The following is a 22,689-nucleotide window of genomic DNA, read 5'->3' as shown; positions in this document are numbered from 1 at the left end:
AAACCGCATATAACAGGTTAGTTCTGTAACCTTTTTGTAACCACTCCGGTTTAAAGATCTGATAAACTTGCGCTAAAAGGCCCTTTTTTTACAACAGCGGCAAAAGGATGGTGGCCATGCGTAAAAAACTTGTGCCCGTGCTCATTGCGGGAAGCATAATCATCAGCGCCTGCGCCCAGTTCCCCACGCCCGGAGCATTGATTAAGCCCCCGGGAACAGGCGCCAGCACTGCCGCCGGAAGAAAGGCGGGTAATCAGAACGAGCTGCTAAAGATTGTGCAGACCTTCTTACCTGCCGGTGCACACCTTTTAGCCCCGGAACCGGCAGGGGAGGTGGCCCAAAGCACCCGGGAATTAATTCAAACCGGCGACTTAAACCATGACGGGCAACCGGAAATTATTGCCGGTTACCGCACGAGCCAGGGCAGTGCAGGTGTCCTGGTTCTGGAGGAAATAAAGAACGGTAAGTGGGCAAAGTTGTGGCAGGAGGAAGGCGGATATAGTTTGGAACGGCTGCAACTGGCCGACATTACCGGCGACGGGCGGGATGAATTGCTTATCGGCTGGGCCATCGGCGCCTCGGCGGGCAATGGCCTGGACATCCTGGCCTGGCAGGATGGAAACCTGAAAAAAATTGCCGGCACAGGTTACCACCGCCTGGAAGTGGAGGACCTGGCCGGTGAAAAAGGTAAAGACGGCCGGCAGGAACTGGCCGTCTGGGTCAAGGACACCGGTGACGCCATGGCCGTAGATGTACTGCGCTGGGATGGGAAAAATTTGATCTCCGCTGAAGACGTTTACCTCGCCTATTTCCCAAGGGTGGTAGAGTACTACCGGAAAAGGGTGCGGGAACACCCGCAGGCCAGCTTTTACTGGTACTACCTGGCGGACGCCCTGGTTAAGGTAAGGGAATACCGGCAGGCCCTGGAAGCAGCCGAAAAAGGGATGGTTGCAGACAAGGTAATCTACCCTTCTATATATGGTTTTCAACTGATTAAAGCGCGGGCGTTAACCGGTCTCGAACGCTATCATGAGGCCACCGCCATCTACCAGGACATCATCGCCGCAGGGGAGAAAAAGCTTCCCCACCCGCAAAAACCCGCCAGTATGGGTTCTGCTATCCGAAGTCTTTTAACTGCCGATCTTTCCCCCCGCATGATGGGCGAAGCCTGTTACGAGGCAGGCGAGATCTACGCCAGGTTGGGACAGAACCAAAGGGCCGCTGAATACTTCCAGAAAGCCTTAATTTACCTGCCCGGTTGGGACAAACCCCGGAAAGCCCTGGAAGAACTTGCCAGCAAAGAAACAAAGTAGGTTCCCCGGCCGACTTTCCCGAACCCTGTTTTACATGCAACCGCTCCTCATTACGTAGACGGGCGTTCTGATGAACAGTTTCCATTCCCGCCGGAGATATTTTTGGACTGGTGGAAAAAAGGATTCTTCTGGAAAAGAAACTGTATTCCGATGGCCACGCCCAGCGACAGCACGTAGGTCAGCACGGTGAAAAAGTCGCGCGCCCGTTTTTTACTGGCCCAGTTCATCAAGGGGAGAACCAGCAGAGTGCCGAGCCCTTGCGGGATGACGGGCGCGAAAAGGAAAATTGCCAGGGCCGTGAGGTAATAAAGAAAGCCCGCCCCTTCTCCTATTCCATAGATAAGAAAAGGGGGAAGGAAAACAAAAAGCAGAAAAATGTACTGGTTGGTCAAAACCAGCAGGAACTTGCTCAGCAAGATTTCTTGCGGCTTCAAGGGGAGGGGGAGGAGAATGGGGAGATCGCTGGAAAAATAAAGAACCGAAATTGCCCAGCCCAGCCCGAAAAAGAATACCAGCAGTTCTCCCAGCAGGATGGCCAATTCCAGCACCAGCCAGGGCTGCCCCAGCATTTTCCCGCCCGCGTAGAAAGCGCCCGCCAGCGAGAAATACGTCCCCATCAAGACGAGAAGCGCGGCGCCTCCGCCCAGGATTCCGACCACCGGCCGCCAGAGTTCTTTCTTTTGCTGAAAATATTTATACTTGAGGGCGGAAAAACCAGTGGCCGGCCATCAAATCCTTGAGCAAAAAGGCGGAACGGGGGTCCAGGCCCACCATGGGTTCGTCCATGATCCACACCGGCGGGTCGTGCAAAAGAGCGCCGGTTAAGACCAGCTTTTGTTTCATCCCGTGGGAATAGCTGCCGATCAAATCTTTCACGGCGTCCTTTAGCTCAAAAATTTCCAGGTAATGTTCCAGCCTTTCCCGGCGGGTTTCGGCGGGCACCTGGTAGACATCCCCGAGGAAATTCAGATATTCGATCCCGGTTAATTTTTCGTAAACGTCGGGGTGATCGGGCACGTCGATTTTGCGTTTGGCGGCGAGAGGGTCTTTTTCCAGATTAATCCCGTCGATCAAGATCGTTCCTTCATCGGGCTGTAAAAGGCCGACGATCATTTTAATGGTGGTCGTTTTGCCCGCTCCGTTGGGACCCAAAAAACCGAAGATTTCTCCCTGGTGCACTTTTAAGCTGACGTTGTCGACCGCCTTGACCCGTCCTCCGGCGTATGACTTCGATAAATTAACCAACTCGAGCACTGGCTGTTATCCTGTCCTTTCCCTCGTAATGTATCCCTTCGTGAATCACTGAGAAAGTAACTATTGCCAAAATCAACCCCAAGAACCCTTGCAATAAATTTCCCCGTTGTTAATTTCGTATTTTTAGCACAGCTGCTATTGAATGATTCAACTATTATTTTAGACGCAGGAAAATTAGTTTCAGTTCCTGCTTAAACAAATTTTTTGTCATGCTATTCTATTTTAGCCGGTGAAGATGCTAAAGGATCAGGCGGGGCATATCCGGCAGCGGGTAGACGAATACCAACGGGTTTTGGCCAGGATCACCAAAGAAATCGATTCTTTGCAAAGGGGGAAGAATATCTTGCAGTATTTGCTCTCCACCCCGGGAACAAAACCTCCCTTGTCGCCGTCAAATAATATAAAAACCAGACAAAGGAGATACCGGGGTGGCTGTTAAAAAGGCTTACAAGCATTTAGCCGCCTGCCTGCTCCTGGGGGTGGCGCTGGTGATCGGGGCGGCGGGCTGCGGACCGAAGGCGGGGCCGGGGCAGGCGCCGCCGGCGCAACAGGAGCAGCGAGGGCAGCCGCCGGTGCAGCCGCCCCAGCCGCTGCCGGAAAAGACAGCGGAAATTCTCGGGATAAAAGTAACCACCGGCGGCGGTACGGTCAGGGGCGGTGCGATCCACCTGGCCTCCTTTGCCATGGAGCGAGGCGCGCTTGATTATACGCCGGCCGCGGCCATGTTTTCGCCGGACGGCCGGTGGATTGCCTTTCAGGGCAGGCAGGAACAGCCGGACGGCCGGACGGCCGGACTGTGGGTGATGGCCCTGGACGGCTCCGGGGGAAGGCTCCTGGCCCGGACCGGGGACGAATTGACCGGCGGTACGCTAGTTCTGCAACTGCTGGGCTGGACCAGGGACAACCAGGTGGTCTTCGCCCGCCAGGGAACCCAGCCCGACGGAGCCCACCAGGGGCAGCGGGGGATTTCCCTGCGGGCGGCCGCGCCGGATCAGGGCGAAGCCCGGGAGATAGCCTGGCTGCCCGTGCCGGAGGGCATGGTGCGCCAGGTGCATTTGCTCCCCGGCATTGATGGCGTTTTTGTGCAGGCTTCCCGCGCCCTGTGGCGGCTGGATCTTGCCGACGGCAAAAAAACGCTTTTAAAGGATAATATTCCTTCCTACGACGGCCTTTTTTATCCCCTGCTTTCTCCTGCCGGCGACAGCTGCGTTTACGAACTGTGGGAGCCGGACCAAAAAGGGATTTTCCTCTTGAGCCTGGAAAGCGGCCGGGAAAAAGCCCTGGCGCTAAACGGCGAGAACTGGAACTTCCTCCCCCGGTATTCCCCGGACGGCAGTCACCTGGCCTATTACGCGGCGCCGTTGAAGCCCGGTCAAAAGGCCGGCCGGTACGCCAACGACTACCACGTCGTGCCTTTAGAAGACGGCCCCGCGCCAGTGGCGGAAGCAGTGGAAATAGTTACCCCGGACGGTCAAAAGGTTGCCCGTATAACTGTCCCCGGGGCGAAGGTGGCGAATTTCCGCTGGGGGGCGGACGGCAATCACCTGGCTTTTGCCGCGGGGAAAGTCAAGGGCAGCCCCGCCGGCCAGACCGGAACCTGGAGGGAGGCCGCGATGGAATGGCAGTCCCTGTGGGTGGCCGACCTCCAGGGAAAAATGACGAAAGTGGCCGATTTACCCCCCGACGCCGCCTACATTACACCCTTAAACGTCAGCCCGGACGGCAGGCAGGTGCATTACCTGGTGAGCAGGCAGGATAAATGCTCCCTGTGGGTTGCCCGGGAAGGGGAAAAGCCGGTGGAAGTCGCCTCCGTTGTTGATTTCTGGGATGACCTCTTCCCCGTGCCCGGCTGCGCGGACGGTTTCTTCCTCACCGGGGGCGCAGGGGGCGAGGAAGAGATTTTTTGGGTGCAGGGTGACCGCGCAACGCAAATCACCGCCGACGGCGGCCAAAAGATGGTCCTGGGAGCAAACGGCAAGCGGCTGGTCTATATCTGGGACGACCGGTCCGGCGAGGAGGGCAGGCTGGTGGTATTATCCTGCGAATGAGACAGCGAACAGGCCCGCAAATCATCACCGACGCCATGGTTATAACCGGACCATTAGATAGTTTAGATCTTCACGGCGGTTCCGTAGACCAGGATTTCGGCGGCGCCGGCGGTGACCGTGGAGGCAAATGCGTATTGAAAGGAGCAGTGGGAAAAAACTCAAGATCCCGCCCGCCTGTACGACCTGGCGGCGGCCATCTACCACGACCAGTTCCTTTACTACAACCACCTCTGGGCGGGACAGCGGCAGTGGTACAACTGGCTCGGCTATATCAACGCCACCGCCTCCGGCCGGGCGCCGGCGGAGATGGCGGCCTTTGCCCGGGAAATGATCAACTACAGCCACAGCCTCCCGTATTTCCAACAGGTTTACAGCCATCCCGCCGCTTCCCCCGAACTAAAGGCCAGGGCGCTTTACTCCCTGGGTCTGTGCTACATCGGCCTGGAACAGTGGGGTCAGGACGCCTGGTTTGCCTTTACCCCCTCGGAAGTGAGACAAAAGATAATCTCCACCTACCGGCAGTTCGTGAATGAATATCCGGAGATCTCCATGGCCGACGACGCGCTCCTGGTCCTGGGCGCCTACACCGGCGACACCGGTTACCTGAAAAAAATCATTCGAGAATATCCTCAGGGCGACGCGGCTGAAAAGGCGCAAAAGCTCCTGGAGGAGATGAAATTACCTCTTTACGTAAATATCCGCCCTTATGGGTCGGCCGTGCCCTATAAGGTGCTGGTTTCCGGGGATGCCGGGGATTTATGGCGCGAACTGGAAACCACCGCTCCCGTCCCCGAAGAAGTAAAAAAGTGGGTGGCGGCCAACAGCCGGCAGCCCTTTGCGGGCTCCTTTACTTCCGGGCAGTGGCGCTACATCTTCATCGCGGCCGGCGAAAAACCTACCGCCGCCTACAGGGTGGAGATTACCGGCATCCACGATGACGGCCGGGGCAAACTAACGGTGCATTACCGGGTTGCCGGCCCGCCGCCCGGCCAGATGGCGGCCCAGGTAATCACCTACCCTTGCGTGCTGGCCCGCATCCCGGCAGGCGGCGCGGCACCGGAGTTTCGGGAGGTGAGGTGACAAGCACCCGAACGCCGAGTCGGCATAATGTTATCATATTGCGGATAGGGGGTGGTGATGTTATTCCTTTTTTATTGCCCCCCTTTTTTTGTCGTAAAATCTCCTGTAACCTTTTCTGGTTTTCCACCGTCTTTATAGAATGAAAAAGAATTCTTTTTCATCCAACCCGCGCCGGATGCCATCAGGCCGGCCGGCAAAAAGTTCCTGAAGGAGAGGCGCCCCTTGTGGCAGGAATTGTACCGGTTGATTTACCACTACTTCAGCGGCCTGGGGCTGGCCCGGGAAGATGCCGAGGACCTGGCCCAGGAGACGCTGGTGGCGGCCTACCTCCACCTGGACGGGGTACGGCCGGGAAAGTTAAGGGCCTGGCTTTTCACTGTCGCCCGCCACAAGTACATTGACTGGCTGCGCCGCTCCCCCAAGGGGGTGGTGCTGGTGAATTTTCCTGCCGAAGAGCTGACGGACGGGGCACGGGGGCCGGAGGAAGCCGCGCTCGCCGGGGCGGTCCGGGAGACGGTGGTGGCTGCGCTGAACCGCTTAAGCCCCCCGGAGCGGACCCTGCTGGCGCTGAAGTATAACCTGGGCCTGAACACGGAAGAGATCGCCGCCGCCCTGAAGATGAAGCCCGGCACCGTCAAAGTGAGGCTCTTCCGGGCCAGGCAGAAGTTTAAAGAGGAATACACAAAACTCTGGGAGGGCTGATCATGACCGAAAAAGAGTTGAACATGGGCGAAAAAGAAGGTGAAACTTCGGGAGGACTGGCCGGGGGCGAAGAAGAACAGTTTTTTTGGGATGAGCGGCGCTTTTTACGCCGGATGCGGTGGCGCAGCGCTTTGCGCACGATCCTGATTGCCCTGGGGGTGATGGTGGTCAGTTTCGCGCTCCTTTTTGTGTGGACCAGGCACCTCCTGAACGAGCAGGGGAACCGGATCGATAGTTTTTACCCCGACCTGATCCGTTACAGCACTCCGAACACCATTGCCGTCCGCGGCTCCTGGCAGGATGTGGGCTGGCTGGGGCAGCAAAGGGAATACCTCCTGGTCCGGATGGTCGGCGACCACCCCGTTTACGTCGGCACCACCAGGGTGGAATACCAGGTTTGGGGCGGGGAAATGTTCCGGGACCCGGACCAGACCGTGCTCCAGGTGGGGGGCCAGGAATACCTGCTGCCCGGCGCGGTCCCGCGGTTAAGGTTTTTCCACCCGGCGGTAACCCACGAACAGCTTCCCCGCCAGTTCGACCGGTTAAGCGGGATCCCCGCCGGTAAAACAGTAGAAATGGCCCTGTCCTTTAGCCGCCTGCTCACCAGGGAAGAGATGACCGCCTTGCTTCCCGCGGGGGTGGAGCCGCTCTGGGGCGCCATTTCCGCCTACAGCAACGAGGAAATTGCGGAGGCGGGCAAGAAAAGCCCCTTTGCGGCATACAGCCTGGCACACCGGCTGGTGGGCCTTCCCCTGGGCGGTTTCCCGGACGGGGAGGACGCGGAGCCAAGGTTTACCGATGAAAAATTTCCCGAAGAATTGCGGCGTTTAAGCGGGATTCCCAGTTACTCTTCTGAATTGCTCAAGCGCACGGCCGATTATTTACAGCAGAACGGCATTCGCTACTACGGCCTGGTGGTTTGCGGCAAACCGGCCGATCTTTTAAAATTGCGGGATAACCCGGTGGTTTCCGCAGCCGTTATAGGGGCGGTTGCCGGGAGGGAGTAGCGGGGACACAGGTGATAAGCCGGCTTTACTCTTCCGGTTTTACCCCCTCGAAATACTGCCAGACCAGGGACTGCAGGGCCGGCGGCAGGGGCGCCCGGGACAACGATTCCTGGGCTTCGGCTTTATACGCAGCATAAACTTCGCTGTAGGGACGTATGGCCCCCAGGGTGGTGGGGGACTGGTGCAGGCCCACCTGTTCGCCGGCTTCACCGGGACGCACCTGCCCGGCCACCCGGGATTCCTCCCCTTTGCCTCCCAGTAAGAAGGGGGCATAGATTGTCTCCATTCCTCCGCCGGAATGACCGGCTCCCTGGCCGCCCGCCCCATTGCTGCCACCACCCCTGCCGCTGCCATTACCCCCATTATTACCCCGACCACCGGAAGCGGTATTCTCTCCACCGCCGTTACCGCCACCGGTCCGATCTCCCGTGCCCTGGTCCTGACCGGTGCCCCCGGCCCCGCTCCCACCGGCGCTGTCACCGGAACCACCACTTCCGGCAGCGCCGGTACCGGCTGCACTCCCACCTGCCGCCCCAGGCGCACCAGTGCCTGCACCTGCCGGATTTGCGGCTCCACCGGGGTAACCGCCGGCCCCGGCCATTTCGGCCCCCGGACCGGTGGGATAACCGGCGTTTCCGGCCATAGCCAGGGCAGATACCGGAGCCCCCGCAGCCAGTTGCCGGGCCAGGCCGTTAAAGACGGAGGATGCCGCGGCCAGCCGGGAAGCAGCCAGGGCTGTTTCCGCCAGTTCACCCAGCGCAGAGGCCAGGGCTTCACCGGCACTGTCAGAATGATTACCCTTACCGCCTCCTACTCCCCGGGAACTGCCCGCCGGATCACCCTCCAGCACGGCCCGGGCCGCATCCCGCAGGCTCTGGCGAAGGGCCGGGGTTTTCACCGTTTCCGCTCCCTGGAACAGGGCCAGGGCCCGCTCTTCCCTTTCTTTCCCATCAGTTGCCCCGAAGAGCTGGCGGGCCAGCTCCTGGGCTTTTGCGGCATCTCCGTTTTCTAAAGCGGCTGCTAGGCCCATTAAAACCCGGTCATTTTTCCGCCCCCAGAGGGCAGCCAGTTCCCGGACATCCCGGCGGGCACCGGGGTTAAGACCGGCCAGCAGGTCATCCAGCTTCCGACCCGACCGTTCCAGGCGGGTGGCCGCTTCCACCCGGTTGGGGGACCGGCTCACCGCCCGGGGAAGAGCTGCCAGCTCACGGCGTAGCTCCTCAGGAAGCAGCCCCTGCGCCCCTATCTTTAACTGATGCACCTTTTCCACCGCCAGCCTGGATTGCCTGGCCGCCTCGGCCAGGGCCGCCCGTTCTTCACGCCGGGCGTCCCAGTGGGAAGCAAGGGGATTGGGCAGCAGGGAAAGGACGAGCAACACCGCCGCCATCAGGCCGGCGTGCCTCCAGGGCCCGGCGGCGGGTATGACCGGGTAAATACGTTCCACCCTGGTACCCAGCTCACGGCAGGCAGCCAGGGATTCCCCTACCGCCGCCTGTGCCCAGGGATCCGGCGGTATCTGCCGGGCCAGGAGGCGATAGGCGGTAACGGCACGCCCGTCCAGGCCAAGGGAATCGGCCACCCGCACCACATCCAGGGCATCGGGACGCCTGCAGGCACGCCAGGCAACCACCAGCAGGGCCGAAACCCCGCCCGTTACGGCGGCCCACAGGCCCGGCAAGCCCACCGGAGTCAACCGCAGTAGCACCAGTGTTCCGGCAGCCAGGGCCATCCCCCACAAAAGGGCCAGCCGCAGGCTCTCCAGCAGGTAGCGGGTGCGCACCCGCCTCCCCAGCGGCGACAGGGCGTCCGCCAGGCCGGCATGAGGCCAGCCATGGCGTTTCTTTTGAAAAGACAACAATATTACGCGAATGCCATTGCTCATAACGGAATTCCTCCCTGCCCCCTGGCCCTGGCCCGCCGGGAGGCCAGCCACACCGACCAGGGTTTGCGGGGGGCAATGACCAGAACCGATATCACCAGGGAGATCACCGCCAGTATTCCCTGGCAGAGGGCAAAACGGGCCCAGGACGGTAACCCGGCCCTTCCCGGGGCCCCGGGATATACGCCCGGGTAACCCGGCCCGTAAGCATACCCGTAAACATAAGTTCCGGCTTCCGGACCCATCCGGAACTGGCGCAGGATTTCGTTGAGCATCGTTCCCACCAGGGGGATGCGGCCGCTCATGGACAGCCCTTCATTTTCCATACCGGGCAGGGCCGGGGAAAGGGCCGCCAGAGGGCTCAGGTAAACATACCAGGGTGGGCCGGGAACGGACTGCCACGGCTCACCAGCCGGCACGGGCATATCTCCCGCCGGCTGCCTGCCGGCACTGACCACTCCTGCCACTACCAGGGAACCAAAGACCAGCATAAAGACCAGGACCAGGGAAACAATGGTGGCCGCCTGGCTGCGGCGCAAAATGGCCGACAGGACCAGGCCCAGGGCGCCGTAGCCCAAACCGGTGGTTAAGGCCACCACCAGGGCCATGCCCATGTTGGACAGGGGCACCCCGCCGAAGAGAAAGACCACCGCCAGCACCGGCAGGGCGGCCAGCACCAGGAAGAGGAGGTAGGCCACCGAGGCCAGCCACTTGCCCAGGACAATTCCCGTTAAAGAAGCCCTGGTCACCAGCAGGAGATCATAGGTGCGTCTCTCCCGCTCGCCGCTGATGGCTCCCGCGGCTATGGCCGGGGCAATAAAGGCCAGAAGCAGGATCATGCCCAGGACCAGAAGGCTGTAGAGGTTCAGGCCCACCTGAGGCATGATCTGGCTGGTGCGATCGGTCATGAGCCATAGAAAGGCCACCGTACCGGCACTCATCAACCCCAGGAAAAAGCTGAGCAACAAAGGGGAACGCAGTCCCCGGGTACGGCCACGCATTTCCTTGCCCAGCATGGGAACCAGGCCGTTGCGCAGTCCTTCCCACTGGTTCCGGAGGAATGTTTTCATGCTTTATCCCCCTCCCTGGCCAGCTGCAGAAAGGTATCCTCCAGGCTCTGCTGCGTCTCGGCAAAATGGGTTACGGCTGCCCCACTGGAGATCATCTCCTTCAACAGGGCCGCCACCTGGGCCGGGCCGTCGGACAGGCTGAATTCAACCTGTTCCTCCGTGGTATTGATGATTTCCACGCCGGGCCACGCTTCCAGGACGGCCAGCGCCGGGGCCAGGGACCCGTAACAGCGCACGATAAAATTCCGCCGGTGTGCGGCGGCCAGCACTTCGTGCAAAAGCCCCTGGCGCACTATCCGGCCTGCCGTAACCATGCCGATGTGGGTGCAGAGATCGGCCAGCTCCGACAGGATGTGGCTGCTGATAATAATGGTTTTTCCCATGCGGCACAATTCCTTTAATATTTCCCTCATTTCCACCCGGGCCAGGGGGTCCAGACCGCTGGCCGGCTCATCCAGGAGCAACACCTGGGGATCGTGAATCAGGGAGCGGGCCAGACACAGACGCTGCTGCATACCCCGGGACAGGGTATCCACAAAGGCCTCCCGCTTGTCCCCCAGTTCCACCAGTTCCAGGAGATCATCCCGCAACCTGGCCGCCCGCTGGCCCCGGATGCCGTAGGCAGCGGCGTAAAACAAAAGGTATTCCCCCACCCTCAGGTCATCGTACACGCCAAAAAAATCGGGCATGTACCCCACCACCCCCCGCACTGCCCGGGGATGGCGCACCACATCGTAGCCCGCTATTTCGGCCGCGCCGCCGTCGGGCAGCAGCAGCCCGGCCAGGATGCGCAGGGTGGTGGTTTTACCGGCCCCGTTCTGCCCGATGAACCCGTAAATGGCCCCTTGAGGCACCGTCATATCCAGCCCCTGCAATGCCATGATCCGCCCGTAATACTTAACCAGCCCGCTGGTACGGATCATTCCATCACCCCCCTGTAGGCCACCGTCGGCGGCAGGAAGTAAAATCCTCTCCCGGAGGAAAAGCTCTCGCCATTTACCCGCAGCAGTACTTCCCCGTCCGGCTTGACATATTCTCCAGGCAGGGTAAAACTTTTGGCCCCCGCCAGCGGCTCCCAGCACCCCCGCCCGGGGTGATACACTTCCAGCGCCCCCGGAGCTACATCTGCCGGCTGGGAAACAGGCGGTCCCATGGCCCCCCTGGGCATACCGGGAGTGGACCGGGCGGGGAAGAAAGGCAGTTCTACCGTAATCTCCTCTACTTTTGCCCCTGCGGGCAAACCCGGCCGGAAAGCATATGTCAAAGAGCCCCCTTCCAGGCCAATCAGGTTATTGTGGCCGGACATGCCCCGCACATCGATGTCCGCCAACTGGGGGACCACCAGGCCCGGGGGCAGCTTAAAAGCTCCTTTGGGAACAACCAGTTCCGGGTGCAATAAAATCATGCCCAGGTAATGGTTTTTAGACCGCAGGTGTTTCACCCCCACATCCTGCAGCGGGTCGTGGGTCCAGGCCACCAGGGTCAGGGGCTGACTCACATTCTCCACCGGCCCGTAGCGGTACATGCCCAGCCACTGGTCCAGCATCATGGCCCGCCGCTGCTCCTCCACGGTCAGCGGCCGGGGCGGAGGCTGGTAGTCCGGCGGGTAAGGCCCCTGGGACGGCGTCTGACCGCGCTTATCATCCCTGCGGCCCTTGGGCTGCAGGAAAATCTGCCAGGTGGGCAGGTTGGGACGGGGCATCCCCTGGGGATTATAAGCAGGCGGCACGGGGATGGGCATATTCACGGCCACCTCCTTACCCGGCGCCAGGTCCCCCAGTCCCCGGTAATCATCGCCCAGCAGCAGGGTAACGTGATCCAGGTGAAGGGCGGTACCGTTTTTCACCGTGCCGGTCAGCCGGGACCCTTCCACCCGCAGTTTTGCCGTTAACCCGGTAACGGCCTCCGCCATGTCCTGGCGAAAAGCAAGGGTGCGCATGGTCCACTGGGATGCATCGCTGAAACGCACCTCCAGGTCGTTACCGCGGATTACGGTATAGGGCGGTTCTGCGGGCGGGCCATATATCTCCCAGGGTCGGCCCCCAAAGGTTTGCACCTGTACCGAACGGTCACCTCCGGCCAGGGTGGCGGTAAAAATGGACCGGGTGGGAGCAAAAAAGCCCACCGCCGTATATCCTTTAACCCGGTCCCCGGTGGCGGCATCGGCCACCTGTACCGTGTTGACCAGTACGCTGGTGCCCGCCCGGAGCATGTAAAGGTAAAGGCTGCCGGTAAAAATCACGGCCAGCAGGGGTACGGCCAGCCAGGTCAACTCGGGCCGCTGCAACTTCCGCAAGACCAGATAAACCAGTGGCCCCGCCATCAAAATATAGGCCAGCAAACAGAGACCCACTACCCACCAGCGGGGAAAGGCCGTACGGGGCAGGTTGTTGGGCAGGTGGGACATACTCTCCAACCGGACCATGGGGAATGCGGGGTTAAACTTGTATTCCTCTTGATTTCTTGTCATGAGAAGCTCTTTCCACAAGGCCTGCCCAAGGGAACCCCGACTGAAGGGGGCTTGATTGGGATCGAAGGTAAGCACGGTAATTTTACCGTAGCCGTAATCTTCCTGCAATCCCAGCGGGCTCTCCACCGGCCCCCACCAGGTTCCCTTCCCGGCCAGACGGGCTGCGGGGGCGCCGGTTACCTCCGCGGAGGGCTGTTTCAACCAGGCGGCCGCCGGTTGCCAGTTGCCCCGGTCAGTTATGCCCTCGCTTTTAATGGTGGTAGTTCCGGCGGGCAGAACGGCCAGGGTATCGCTAATCTCAAGCCCTCCAGCCAGGACCAGGTGACCTCCGAACTCCACCCAACCGGCCAGGGCCCGCCGCTGTTCTTCCGTCAGGGTACCCGCCCCGGACCCGGTTACCAGGATGGTGTCAAAAGCATTTAAGTCTTCACCACGCCGGGGAAAAGATCGGCGCTCAGGGAAATTATCCGGGGAGCCCGGGGAACACCGTCGGGCGTGGTCAGGCGCACCTTTTCCAGTGCCGGAGGCACCTGCCCAAGCACCCCCACCGCCCCGGCCATGGGACCGTGTATCACGCCGGCGGTGCCCGGTACCTTAACTTCTACGCTTCCCAGGACTTTTTGGTCTTCCAGAAAACGGAATATCATCTTGTCCCCGGGACCATGCCAGGGAAACCACAACACCACCCGCTTTTCCGCACCGGCGGGCAGGGAAACTTTCTCGCCAAAGGCGGAGGCGGGAATAAAAACAGGCGGCCCTGATGGTTTGGCACCGGGTGGTGAACCGGGCGGTGGAGGCGGTACGTGCCTGTAATAGTTGATAACTTCCACCACGCCGCTGATATCCTGCCGGCTGGTATTCTTCAGGGTGACCACCGCCGGACCCGTACTACCCGGCACCACCTGTCCCTGCCAGCCGGGCACCACGCTGATTTTAACGGGACCGGGTGCGGCAAAAACAGCCGGCAAGAAACAAAAGAGCATTACAACTGCCAGTACGGCGGTGGACCATCGCCGCAACGGCAGCCACCACAAGAGTTGAGCGGCCACACCGGGCGGGTAGTAACATCTCCCTGACTGAAAAGGCAGAAACCGGCCCGGGTAAGCATAACAACCTGCACTTCTGGCCAAGGCTTTAGTTAACCGTCTCATTAATATTCGACACATCAACCTTCCAGGCACGCCCCTTTCACTTCAAATCAACATACACTCCATCCATACCCCTACATTAATAAGACGAACCGGAAGGCCCTCCGGTTCCATTGCCGGGAAATTTTTTTACAAAAGCCTTCCTGGCAACAGCTTTCCTCATGATCATATTGTACGTAAATTCTGTCAGCCAGGTTTTATTGTAACTTCATGTCGAAGGAAAAAGAAAAGGTAGGTTTCTTTTTTTCGCGGCAAGTAGCAGGATTTTCTTGTTTTATGACGAAGTAAAGGCAGAAGGCTGGTTATTCCTACCTGGAGAGACCTTACAACATGTTTGGAGAAACATTACCCCAGGCATTGCTGGCATTACCCGTACAGGACCTGCCTGAAAGTATTGTCATGGCCATGGCCGTTTTTGCCCTCCTGGGCCTGCCGCTGGAATGGAAAAAGATTGCAGCGGTAGCCCTTTTACAGACTGCCACCAACCTGGTGCGTTTACTGCCCATTGCCTTTGGGATGCACACGGTGATTTTGGCCATTTCCCTGGTAGTTTACACGAGGCTGGTCACGGGTGCCAAGCCCAGCAGGGTTTTTTTGGCAGTTCTCGTCTGCTTTATTGTAATATCTCTAGTCGAATTGATTAGCGTTAAGCCATTGATAGCCTTAAGCAATCTTTCATATGAACAGGCAGTTAAAAACCCTCTATTAAGGGGCCTTTTCAGCCTTCCCTATGAGGTTGCTTTATTAATACTGGCCCTGGTGAAAAATTATTTCAACCATCGGAATCGCAAACAAGTATCCAGGTGATGCCTCGGTGGTCCGTTTTAGTCCCTCCCGGGAATTAGCCGGTTACCTGCGCAAAACCCTGGCGCTAACAGAAGAGCAGGAAGAGATTGCGGCCTACAGCCTGCTGATCCTCTTTCAGACCGTCGTCTCCATGCTGGGCATATCGCTGGTGGCATGGCTGGCGGGATGCCTGCCGGCCGCCCTGGCAGCACTTTTTACAAGCGCCTTCCTGCGCTCTTTTTCCGGCGGCGCCCATTGTACATCGCCCGCACGGTGTACCATTTTAAGTATCCTGACTGTCCCCCTGTTTGGAACGCTGGCAACCAATCTTACACCATTTTTCCCACGTCCTTTACTAGCTCTGGTGATTCTGGCCGGCGGGGCATTGGCTTTTGCGGTTGCCTGGCGGCTGGCGCCGGTGGATTCCCCGGCCAAGCCCATTACCTCACCACGGGAACGGCAACGTTTTCGCTGGCTCTCATCAGCAGCAGTGTTAGGTATTGTTACGCTTCAACTCGCTCTTCTAGTACTCTCCAGCCCCAACATGGCAATCCTAATCCTGGCTGCTGAAATAGGTATGCTGTGGCAGGTTTTTTCCCTGACCCGTATTGGCCACCGCTTTGTAGCCAGGATAGACAAAATATTTAATTTCATCTAAATGGAGGTGATCCACCAATGAAGCGGATGTATTTTAGTGCTTTAACAGCTCTCTTCAGTGTGTTGCTTTTTGTTGCTACGGTCAGTATAAAACCGGCATGTTTCACATGGTTCTATCAACCAGAAATACCTCGCGCCTTAAAAAAGTAACATTTCGTGTATTTAGGAGAGGCTTTTATACCTCTCCTAATACCTTTTGTACAACGGGGAAATGTTATGGTTACATGGAAGGATAAAAGGCAAAGAAATATTACGGAGCATATTACCTGTACCCATATCGTATGCATCCTGTTAGCATTATTGGTACTACCGGCTTTATATAATTTTACACCGTGGGAAGCTTACCGTAATTTTTTTTACTTCTCGGTAGTCCTTTCGGCAACAATCGCTTTAAATATCACTTTGTATTTAATCAAAAAATTAACCCTCAAAAGTGAGCCTTACCTGCCTTATTTAGGCGAGCTATTGATAATTTGCATTTTACTACCCCTCACCCTTTCCCTGGCCGTAGCCTTTCCGGCAACCAAATTTCTTTTGCTTATACCGGTAATTATCGCTGCCACCACCTGGGGTAAAAAGGTAGGGGTGGCAGTGGCCGCCTTTTCCAGCTGCGTGGTGCTTATCAGCGATTTATTCCCCATCCTGCGTCCTTTTTCACCCCAGGCTTTCCAGGTAGATCTGGTCAATACCGGCGTAATCGTCCTGGCGGGGTGGTTTATCGGCGGGCTTACGGATATCGAAACCGAAACCAGGAACAGCCTGATCCACCTGGCCAATACCGACGGCCTGACCGGGCTTTACAATCACCGGTACTTCCAGGAAGAGCTGCGCCGCCGCCTGACAGAAGCCGAAAAAACCGGCAGGCCTTTAAGCCTGATCATGATGGATATAGACTACTTCAAGTTTTATAACGATGCCTTCGGTCACCAGAAGGGTGATCAAGTCCTGGCCACCATCGGCCGTATACTGGCCCGGCTGGTAAAGGAGCCTTCTTTTGCGGCCCGTTATGGAGGAGAAGAATTTGTAGTAGTCATGCCCGGGGCGGACCGGGAGGCAGCCCGGGAACTGGACGAGCAGATCAAGCGAGAGGTGGCCGGTTTTCCCTTTGAAGGCGCCGAAAACCTGCCGGCAGGCAGGATGACCATCTCCTCGGGCATAGCCTGCTATCCCGGGGACGGTACCACCGCGCGGGAACTGGTCCGGGTGGCGGATGACGCCCTTTACCGGGCCAAATACGGCCGGAAAACCCACCTGTACTTCTCCGTGGTGGACGAACTGCGCGCCTTTAGCCACTCGGAAAAAGAGCTCTTTAATTCCTTAAAAACCCTTCTTACCATTATCAACGCCAGGGACCGTTATACCTTTGGACATTCCGAGCGGGTGGCCGGTTACGCCGTTGCTCTGGCGGAGAGGATGGGGCTTCCCCCGGAACATGTCAGCCTGCTCCAGTGCGGCGCGTACCTGCACGATATAGGCAAGGTTGAGATACCGCCGGAAATACTGAACAAGCCCGGCAAACTGGATCAAAATGAATGGGAGATGATTAAAAACCATCCTGATTGGGGCGGGAACATTGTGCGGCCCCTTACCCTGCTCTCGGCCATTGTCCCGCTGATCCGTCACCATCACGAAAATTACGACGGTACCGGTTATCCGGATGGCCTGGCCGGGGAAGATATCCCCCTTTTTGCCCGTATCTTGCGCATTGTCGATAGCTTTGACGCCATGACCACAGACCGTCCCTATAAAGCGGCCAAAACCCCCCGGGAAGCGTGTATGGTCTTAAAACAAGAAGCCGGGAAAATGTTTGACCCTCACCTGGTGGAGTTGTTCACGGAAATCATCATGAAGCAGGAGGTAATCATTCGCTCATAAATGTATTTAAAATGACACCAGCCGCCTGAACTCCCATAATCCACATGTATAATACCGGCGAAACCTACCCCGCCCGCCAGGCAATGGGCATACGCCGGCCCATACCAAAGGCCCTGGAGGTCACCCGCAGGCCCGGCGCGGCCTGGCGGCGCTTGTACTCGGCCCGGTCCACCTTGCGGATTACTTCCCGCACCAGATCCGGGTCAAACCCCCGGGCGGCAATTTCATCAGCCGGCTTCTCCTCTTCGATGTATGCCTGCAGGATGGCGTCCAGCACCTCGTAGGGAGGGAGGGAGTCCTGGTCCACCTGGCCCGGTTTCAACTCTGCCGAAGGGGGCTTAACCAGCACGCTGTGGGGAATGATTTCTCGCTCCCGGTTAATATAGCGGGCCAGCTGGTAAACCATCACCTTGGGTACATCGGCCAGCACTGCCAGCCCTCCGGACATGTCGCCGTAGAGGGTGCAGTAGCCTACAGCCATCTCGGACTTGTTGCCGGTGGTGAGGGTAAGGTAGCCCTCCCGGTTGGAAATGAACATGAGGATATTGCCCCGGATGCGGGCCTGGATGTTCTCCTCCGCCAGGTCTCCGCACGGTTCGCCACCCTGATTCATAACTTCCAGAAAGGCACTGAACATTCCTTCGATGGGCACTTCCCGGAAGGCAATGCCCAGGTTTTCCGCCAGTTTCCGGGCATCGTAACGGCTGCCGGGAGAGGAGTAGCGGGAAGGCATGGAAACCCCCAGCACGTTCTCCGGCCCCAGAGCCGCGGCAGCCAGAGCGGCAGTAACAGAGGAATCAATGCCCCCGCTTAACCCCACCAGGGCCTTACGAAAGCCGGTCTTGCGCATGTAATCGGCGATGCCCAGCACCAGTGCCCGGTAAACGTAGCTGATATCCTCTTCAGGAAGAGCCCGGGCGGGCAGGTCCCCGCAGGGAGAAAGCCTGCCTTCATTATTTGCCGCCGCGGCCGGTTTATCCCGGTCGGGCGCCGGGCCGGCCTCAGCCGCCGTCTCCGCTAAAATCCAACGGGATCCATGCTGCTCCACCTCAAGCACCAGCAGGTCCTCCTTAAAGCTCTGGGCCAGGCAAACCACATTGCCGGAAGCATCCACTGCCAGGCTGGTGCCATCGAAGATCAGCTCGTCATTGCCCCCGACCTGGTTGACATAAATAATCACCCGGCCGTGCTTACGGGCGAGGCTGCGGAGCATATCCACCCGCAGCCTGATTTTGCCGTAGTGGTAGGGCGAAGCGGAAATGTTGACCAGCAGGTCCACACCCCGGGCCACCAGTTCCTCCACCGGGTCCACCTCGTAAAGCTGCCGGTTCCAGTAGTCCTTATCGTTCCAGATGTCCTCGCAGATGGTTAGACCAAGGCTCCACTCGCCCAGTTGCACCGGAATCCTTCGCCCGGCCGGGCGGAAATAGCGGCTTTCCTCAAAAACGTCGTAGTTGGGCAAAAGGCTTTTATCCTGGCGGCCGATCTGTTTTCCTCCCGCGTAAAGAAGCGCGGCATTGAACAGGAAATCCGGCGCGGTGCTTCTTTCCTCTCCCGGCACTTCCGTTCCCCTCACCGGCGCACCGACGAGGATGGCTATCTCATTGCTCAGGGGGGCAATATCTTCCTCCAGCGCCCTTTTTACCCGTTCTAAAAAATCCTTACGGCAGAGCAAATCCCGGGGCGGATAACCGGTAACTGCCAGCTCAGGAGAAACCACCAGCCCGGCTCCGATACGCCGGGCTTTTCCTGCAGCCTGCCGGATTTTGTCAACATTGCCGCTTATATCTCCAATGGTCGGATTCAACTGGGCCAGGGCTATGCGCATATGCTCTCCCTTCTTTCAGGGATGAAATTGAAAAACCCTGTCCCCGTTAAAGCGGAAGGACAGGGGCACCATTGCTCCAAAGCAATTTTCTTACCGGTATTCTAACAAAAACAAGGGTATAAAGCAAGAATACCGGATTGTGGATCCGGAGAAATAGACAGCGGAAATATATTTATTTTGGGCGAGGCATCTTCTGTCCTTCTTAAAGGATTCACTGTGGAGAGCAAAGATTTGTTTGCCGGCATCCCCTGGAAATACCGTCCCTTAAAGCTGTTTGTAAAAAATATTGATTCAACCGCCCTGCCGCCCGGGCCACGAAGCGGCCCAGAAGGGGTAGATAACGGGTGTTCAGTCCCGGATCCAGACCGTAAAGTTCGGTAAGTACCCGGTATAGTTCCTCCAGGGAAGTATTCCCTGCCCTTTCCCCCAGCCCGCTGATGGTGGCATCCACCCAACCGACACCGGCCTTAATGGCCGCCAGGGCGTTGGCCGTGGCCAGGCCGAAGTCATTGTGCCCGTGGAACTCCAGCTCTAAGGTCGTGTTCTCCTTCAGCCAGACGAGACGTTCAAAAGTGGTAAACGGGTCCAGGATGCCTACGGTATCACAGTAACGCAGCCGTTTTGCACCCACTTCCCCGGCTAAAAAGGCAATCTCCAGTAAAAAGCCTGGGTCTGCACGGGAAGCATCCTCCGCCCCCACCGTCACGGAAAGACCGTGATCCAGGGCATAGAGGCAGGCCTGCCGTAAGCGGTCCAGCACCCATTGATGGTTTTTCCCCAGTTTATAGCGGATTTGAATGCCGGAAACGGGGGCAGAAATGTGCACATGCTGTACCCCACAGGCTAAAGAAGCGCGGATATCCGCCAGCACCATCCTGTTCCAGGTGCTCACCCGGCTTTTTAAACCCAGCCGGACAATGGCCGCAATGGCCTGCTGCTCCATTTCCCCCATGGCCGGCGTGCCGGCCTCGATCTGGGCCACCCCCAGCCGGTCCAGCATCCTGGCGATGGTCACCTTTTCCTGCAGGTTGAAAGCCACCCCCGGTGCCTGCTCTCCATCCCTCAGGGTCGTATCCACAATATGCACCTGCATCAGTTTCACCTCCGGATAAAATGACCGGTGGTACCGGGTAGAGAAACGGCAGGGCAAATCTACCCTGCCGCCCGCACAATTTAAAATCTCATGACAGCATCCCCACCGCATCCGCCCGGCAGCGCCGGCAGTGGGTCATCTGCTCAATAATGGGAGACAGCTTTTGACGCAGCAGGTTGACCCGCTCCGGCGGCGGTGGAAGCAGGCCGGCAAACTTCCCCTGGGGAATCAGGGGGATAATATTCATGACATGCGCCCCGGCCGCCTTCACCGCCCGGGCCACCTCTTCCAGGTGATCGTCATTTACTCCGGGAATAAGCACGCTGTTTACTTTAACGACCATGCCCAGTTCCCGGACCAGGCGGATGCCCGCATGCTGGGCCCGCCACAGCAGTTCCGCCCCGGCAGTCCCCTTATATACCTGCCCCCGGTAAGATACGTAATCGTAAATCCGGCTGCCTACCACCGGTGAAACAGCGTTCACCGTCACCGTCACCGCCCGCACCCCTGCTTCCTGCAGTTCCGGCAGCTTTTCAGCCAGCAGCAGGCCGTTGGTGCTGATACATTTGATCAGCTCTGGAAAACGGTGATGCACCAGCTGCAGGGTATATATGGTGGCTTTATTGGCCAGGGGCTCCCCGGGACCCGCAACGCCCACCACCCGGATGCGCCCGTCCCTTTCCACCACCCGTTTCAGGTACTCCAGGGCTTCCCCCGGGGTCATCAGGCGGCTGGTCACGCCGGGGCGGTTTTCATTGGCGCAGTCGTAGAGCCGGGTACAATAACGACACTTTATGTTACAGTCCGGCGCCACCGGCAGGTGTACGCGCCCGAACCACCTGGCAGCGGCTTTATTATAGCAGGGATGCTCCCTGGTTATCTCCTCACAGGCTGGATCTCTCATTCTCGTTTATCCCCCTCTCCATATACCGCACGTGTTTGACCACCATTTCTTCGCCTTCCTTCCGCGAAAACCCGCTGTTACCCAGCCGCCACACCGGGGCTCCCACCAGGGCCGCCACTTCCCGGGCCAGGTTGACAAAACCGTTGAAGCCGGCATAAGGGCTTGTTTCCTGTGGAAAGACCAGGAAGGGTATTCCCATCTTATGGGCCATGAACCTTTCCCTGGTGCCCCCCACCAGCAGGTCCGGCCGGTACCGGTGTAAAAATTCCTCCAGCTCCCGCTGGTGAGCGTCATCAATCATCAGCGTTCCCCGGCCCAGGCAGCGGCGGGACTCGGTATAATCTTCCCGGCAGCCGAACTGGGAGCCGCATAAAACCACCTCCATGCCCAGTTCGCCAAAGGCCCTGGCCATGGAATCCATACGTGAAGCGCCAAAAAACAGGGCCACCCGCCTGCCTGCCAGGCGTCTCAGGTAAGAAAGCGCCCTCTGCCTGGCGGTTTCCGCCTCCTTTTCCACCCACGCCGCCTCCCGCGGGCGGTTAAAGAAAGCAGCAATGGCCTGCAGCGCCGCCGCGGTTTCGGCCAAACCAAAAAAGGAAACCTTCCGCCAGGGAATGCCGAAGCGCTCCTCCATCTTTTGGGCCAGCCAGCGCCCGGTACGCCCGCAGTGGACGATATTGAGCCCGGCCCGGTGAGCCCGGGCCATATTTTCTACCGTCGCCCGGCCGGACACGGCACAGATAATATTTAAACCGAGACGCTGCAACAACTGCTCAATTTCCTTCAAATCCCCCTGAACGTCAAACTCACCAAGTATGTTTACACTGTTCTCCAGGGGCGGCCCGGCCGGAGCACGCCCGATAAAATGCTCGAGCAGGGCTGCCGCGGCGACATCGTGCCCTTTACCCTGGCTCACCCCGCCGAAACCGGGACAGTTGACCGGCACCACCGGCAGGCCCAGGGAGGCCGATGCCCGTTTGCAGATTGCCTCCACGTCCTCACCGATCAGTCCTACCGCGCAGGTAGTGTAAACCAGCACGGCAGAAGACCGGGGACGCAAACTTACTGCTTCCCTGATGGCATCTTCCAGTTTTTGCCCGGCACCAAAGACAATCTCCTTTTCACCCAGGGCAGTGGAAAACACCCTGTAGTTCTTTTTACGCACCGTCCCGCTGTAGTAAGCACAACCCACCGGCCCGTGGATAAGGTGAACCGCGTCCCTGATGGCTGCCAGCATCCAGCGGGCTCCGTAAAGCAGGCAGGCCCGCTGGGAAACTACCCCGGGGAGGGTACGCCGGTCACATGCGGGTATCTCCACCACTTCCAGGTGCCCGGCCCGTTCAGGTATTACATCAATGGGTATTTGCATAGTTATCCTCTCCTTAATCGAAAAGCATCCCCTCTTGAGCCCAACGGGCCTCTTCTCAAAACCACCCGTTGCTTTGTGTTGTTTATTAATTGAGCCGGGACCGGCCGGGCGCCCTGGGGAGCTTTCACGCCCCCCACCGGCCGGCCCGACCCAAACCTGGCGTTTCCTGACAATATTTAAGAAATGAATCGTGGCAACTATCACCC

General features: G+C 58.6%; 20 protein-coding genes. 9 read left to right on the top strand and 11 right to left on the bottom strand.

Annotation, left to right across the window (positions count from 1 at the left end):
* The first annotated feature begins 116 nt into the window (after positions 1-116).
* Positions 117-1,313, top strand: coding sequence for a tetratricopeptide repeat protein (locus D7024_RS03710; RefSeq protein WP_165859256.1), 1,197 nt, complete (start codon positions 117-119; stop codon positions 1,311-1,313).
* Between the two features lie 50 nt (positions 1,314-1,363).
* Here the strand turns inward: D7024_RS03710 and D7024_RS03705 are convergent, their stop codons facing one another.
* The gene (locus D7024_RS03705) at positions 1,364-1,972 is read right to left on the bottom strand and encodes a putative ABC transporter permease subunit (protein WP_125185613.1); all 609 of its coding nucleotides are present in this window, start codon (positions 1,970-1,972) and stop codon (positions 1,364-1,366) included.
* A gap of 34 nt (positions 1,973-2,006) precedes the next feature.
* Positions 2,007-2,567 carry an ABC transporter ATP-binding protein gene (locus D7024_RS03700; RefSeq protein WP_341466940.1) on the bottom strand — a complete coding sequence of 187 codons (561 nt, stop codon included), beginning with the start codon at positions 2,565-2,567 and terminating at the stop codon, positions 2,007-2,009.
* Positions 2,568-2,995: 428 nt separating this feature from the next.
* On the opposite strand from D7024_RS03700, the gene D7024_RS03695 reads away from it, so the two are divergent.
* The 4 genes from D7024_RS03695 (at position 2,996) to D7024_RS03680 (ending at position 7,404) form a co-directional block, all read left to right on the top strand.
* Complete coding sequence (locus tag D7024_RS03695; protein ID WP_121450577.1) at positions 2,996-4,615, top strand: PD40 domain-containing protein; 1,620 nt, start codon at positions 2,996-2,998, stop codon at positions 4,613-4,615.
* Positions 4,616-4,921: 306 nt separating this feature from the next.
* Positions 4,922-5,695, top strand: coding sequence for a protease complex subunit PrcB family protein (locus D7024_RS03690; protein ID WP_243113681.1), 774 nt, complete (start codon positions 4,922-4,924; stop codon positions 5,693-5,695).
* 222 nt (positions 5,696-5,917) lie between these two features.
* Positions 5,918-6,397, top strand: a complete 480-nt coding sequence (locus tag D7024_RS03685; RefSeq protein ID WP_165859255.1) for an RNA polymerase sigma factor — start codon at positions 5,918-5,920, stop codon at positions 6,395-6,397.
* A 2-nt stretch (positions 6,398-6,399) separates the two neighbouring features.
* A complete protein-coding gene (locus tag D7024_RS03680; RefSeq protein ID WP_121450575.1) occupies positions 6,400-7,404 on the top strand; it encodes an anti sigma factor C-terminal domain-containing protein in 1,005 nt (334 codons plus the stop codon).
* Between the two features lie 25 nt (positions 7,405-7,429).
* Here the strand turns inward: D7024_RS03680 and D7024_RS03675 are convergent, their stop codons facing one another.
* The 5 genes from D7024_RS03675 to D7024_RS03655 all read right to left on the bottom strand — a co-directional run bounded on the left by D7024_RS03675 (position 7,430) and on the right by D7024_RS03655 (position 13,842).
* Positions 7,430-9,286, bottom strand: coding sequence for a DUF8809 domain-containing protein (locus D7024_RS03675; RefSeq protein WP_121450574.1), 1,857 nt, complete (start codon positions 9,284-9,286; stop codon positions 7,430-7,432).
* Positions 9,283-10,353, bottom strand: coding sequence for an ABC transporter permease (locus tag D7024_RS03670; protein ID WP_121450573.1), 1,071 nt, complete (start codon positions 10,351-10,353; stop codon positions 9,283-9,285). The genes D7024_RS03675 and D7024_RS03670 overlap by 4 nt, the downstream gene beginning before the upstream one ends.
* Positions 10,350-11,276, bottom strand: coding sequence for an ABC transporter ATP-binding protein (locus D7024_RS03665; protein ID WP_121450572.1), 927 nt, complete (start codon positions 11,274-11,276; stop codon positions 10,350-10,352). Before D7024_RS03665 ends, D7024_RS03670 begins: the two co-directional genes overlap by 4 nt.
* Positions 11,273-13,162 carry a DUF8725 domain-containing protein gene (locus tag D7024_RS03660; protein WP_121450571.1) on the bottom strand — a complete coding sequence of 630 codons (1,890 nt, stop codon included), beginning with the start codon at positions 13,160-13,162 and terminating at the stop codon, positions 11,273-11,275. Before D7024_RS03660 ends, D7024_RS03665 begins: the two co-directional genes overlap by 4 nt.
* Positions 13,163-13,242: 80 nt before the next feature.
* Positions 13,243-13,842: a DUF8726 domain-containing protein gene (locus tag D7024_RS03655; RefSeq protein ID WP_121450570.1), complete on the bottom strand. Its 600-nt coding sequence runs from the start codon at positions 13,840-13,842 to the stop codon at positions 13,243-13,245.
* A gap of 459 nt (positions 13,843-14,301) precedes the next feature.
* On the opposite strand from D7024_RS03655, the gene D7024_RS03650 reads away from it, so the two are divergent.
* The 4 genes from D7024_RS03650 (at position 14,302) to D7024_RS03635 (ending at position 17,289) form a co-directional block, all read left to right on the top strand.
* A complete protein-coding gene (locus D7024_RS03650; RefSeq protein WP_121450569.1) occupies positions 14,302-14,778 on the top strand; it encodes a hypothetical protein in 477 nt (158 codons plus the stop codon).
* A gap of 7 nt (positions 14,779-14,785) precedes the next feature.
* Positions 14,786-15,415: an accessory gene regulator ArgB-like protein gene (locus D7024_RS03645; protein ID WP_165859254.1), complete on the top strand. Its 630-nt coding sequence runs from the start codon at positions 14,786-14,788 to the stop codon at positions 15,413-15,415.
* Positions 15,416-15,432: 17 nt separating this feature from the next.
* On the top strand, positions 15,433-15,564 hold the full coding sequence (locus D7024_RS03640) for a cyclic lactone autoinducer peptide (protein WP_121450567.1): 132 nt from the start codon (positions 15,433-15,435) through the stop codon (positions 15,562-15,564).
* Between the two features lie 315 nt (positions 15,565-15,879).
* Positions 15,880-17,289, top strand: coding sequence for a bifunctional diguanylate cyclase/phosphohydrolase (locus tag D7024_RS03635; protein ID WP_165859253.1), 1,410 nt, complete (start codon positions 15,880-15,882; stop codon positions 17,287-17,289).
* A gap of 64 nt (positions 17,290-17,353) precedes the next feature.
* On the opposite strand, the gene D7024_RS03630 is transcribed toward D7024_RS03635, so the two are convergent.
* From D7024_RS03630 to D7024_RS03615, 4 genes are all read right to left on the bottom strand, one after another.
* Entirely contained in the window at positions 17,354-19,117 is a 1,764-nt protein-coding gene (locus D7024_RS03630; RefSeq protein WP_121450565.1) for an NAD+ synthase, read from the bottom strand.
* Positions 19,118-19,328: 211 nt separating this feature from the next.
* Positions 19,329-20,210, bottom strand: coding sequence for a hydroxymethylglutaryl-CoA lyase-like TIM-barrel protein (locus D7024_RS03625; protein ID WP_121452448.1), 882 nt, complete (start codon positions 20,208-20,210; stop codon positions 19,329-19,331).
* An 88-nt stretch (positions 20,211-20,298) separates the two neighbouring features.
* Positions 20,299-21,114 carry a radical SAM protein gene (locus D7024_RS03620; protein WP_121450564.1) on the bottom strand — a complete coding sequence of 272 codons (816 nt, stop codon included), beginning with the start codon at positions 21,112-21,114 and terminating at the stop codon, positions 20,299-20,301.
* Positions 21,095-22,483 carry a nitrogenase component 1 gene (locus D7024_RS03615; protein ID WP_121450563.1) on the bottom strand — a complete coding sequence of 463 codons (1,389 nt, stop codon included), beginning with the start codon at positions 22,481-22,483 and terminating at the stop codon, positions 21,095-21,097. Before D7024_RS03615 ends, D7024_RS03620 begins: the two co-directional genes overlap by 20 nt.
* Positions 22,484-22,689 lie beyond the last annotated feature (206 nt).

Source organism: Desulfofundulus salinus (genome assembly GCF_003627965.1).
Lineage (GTDB): Bacteria > Bacillota > Desulfotomaculia > Desulfotomaculales > Desulfovirgulaceae > Desulfofundulus > Desulfofundulus salinus.
The sequence above is the reverse complement of the archived record's forward strand: the minus strand, read 5'-3'. Positions and strand labels throughout refer to the sequence as shown.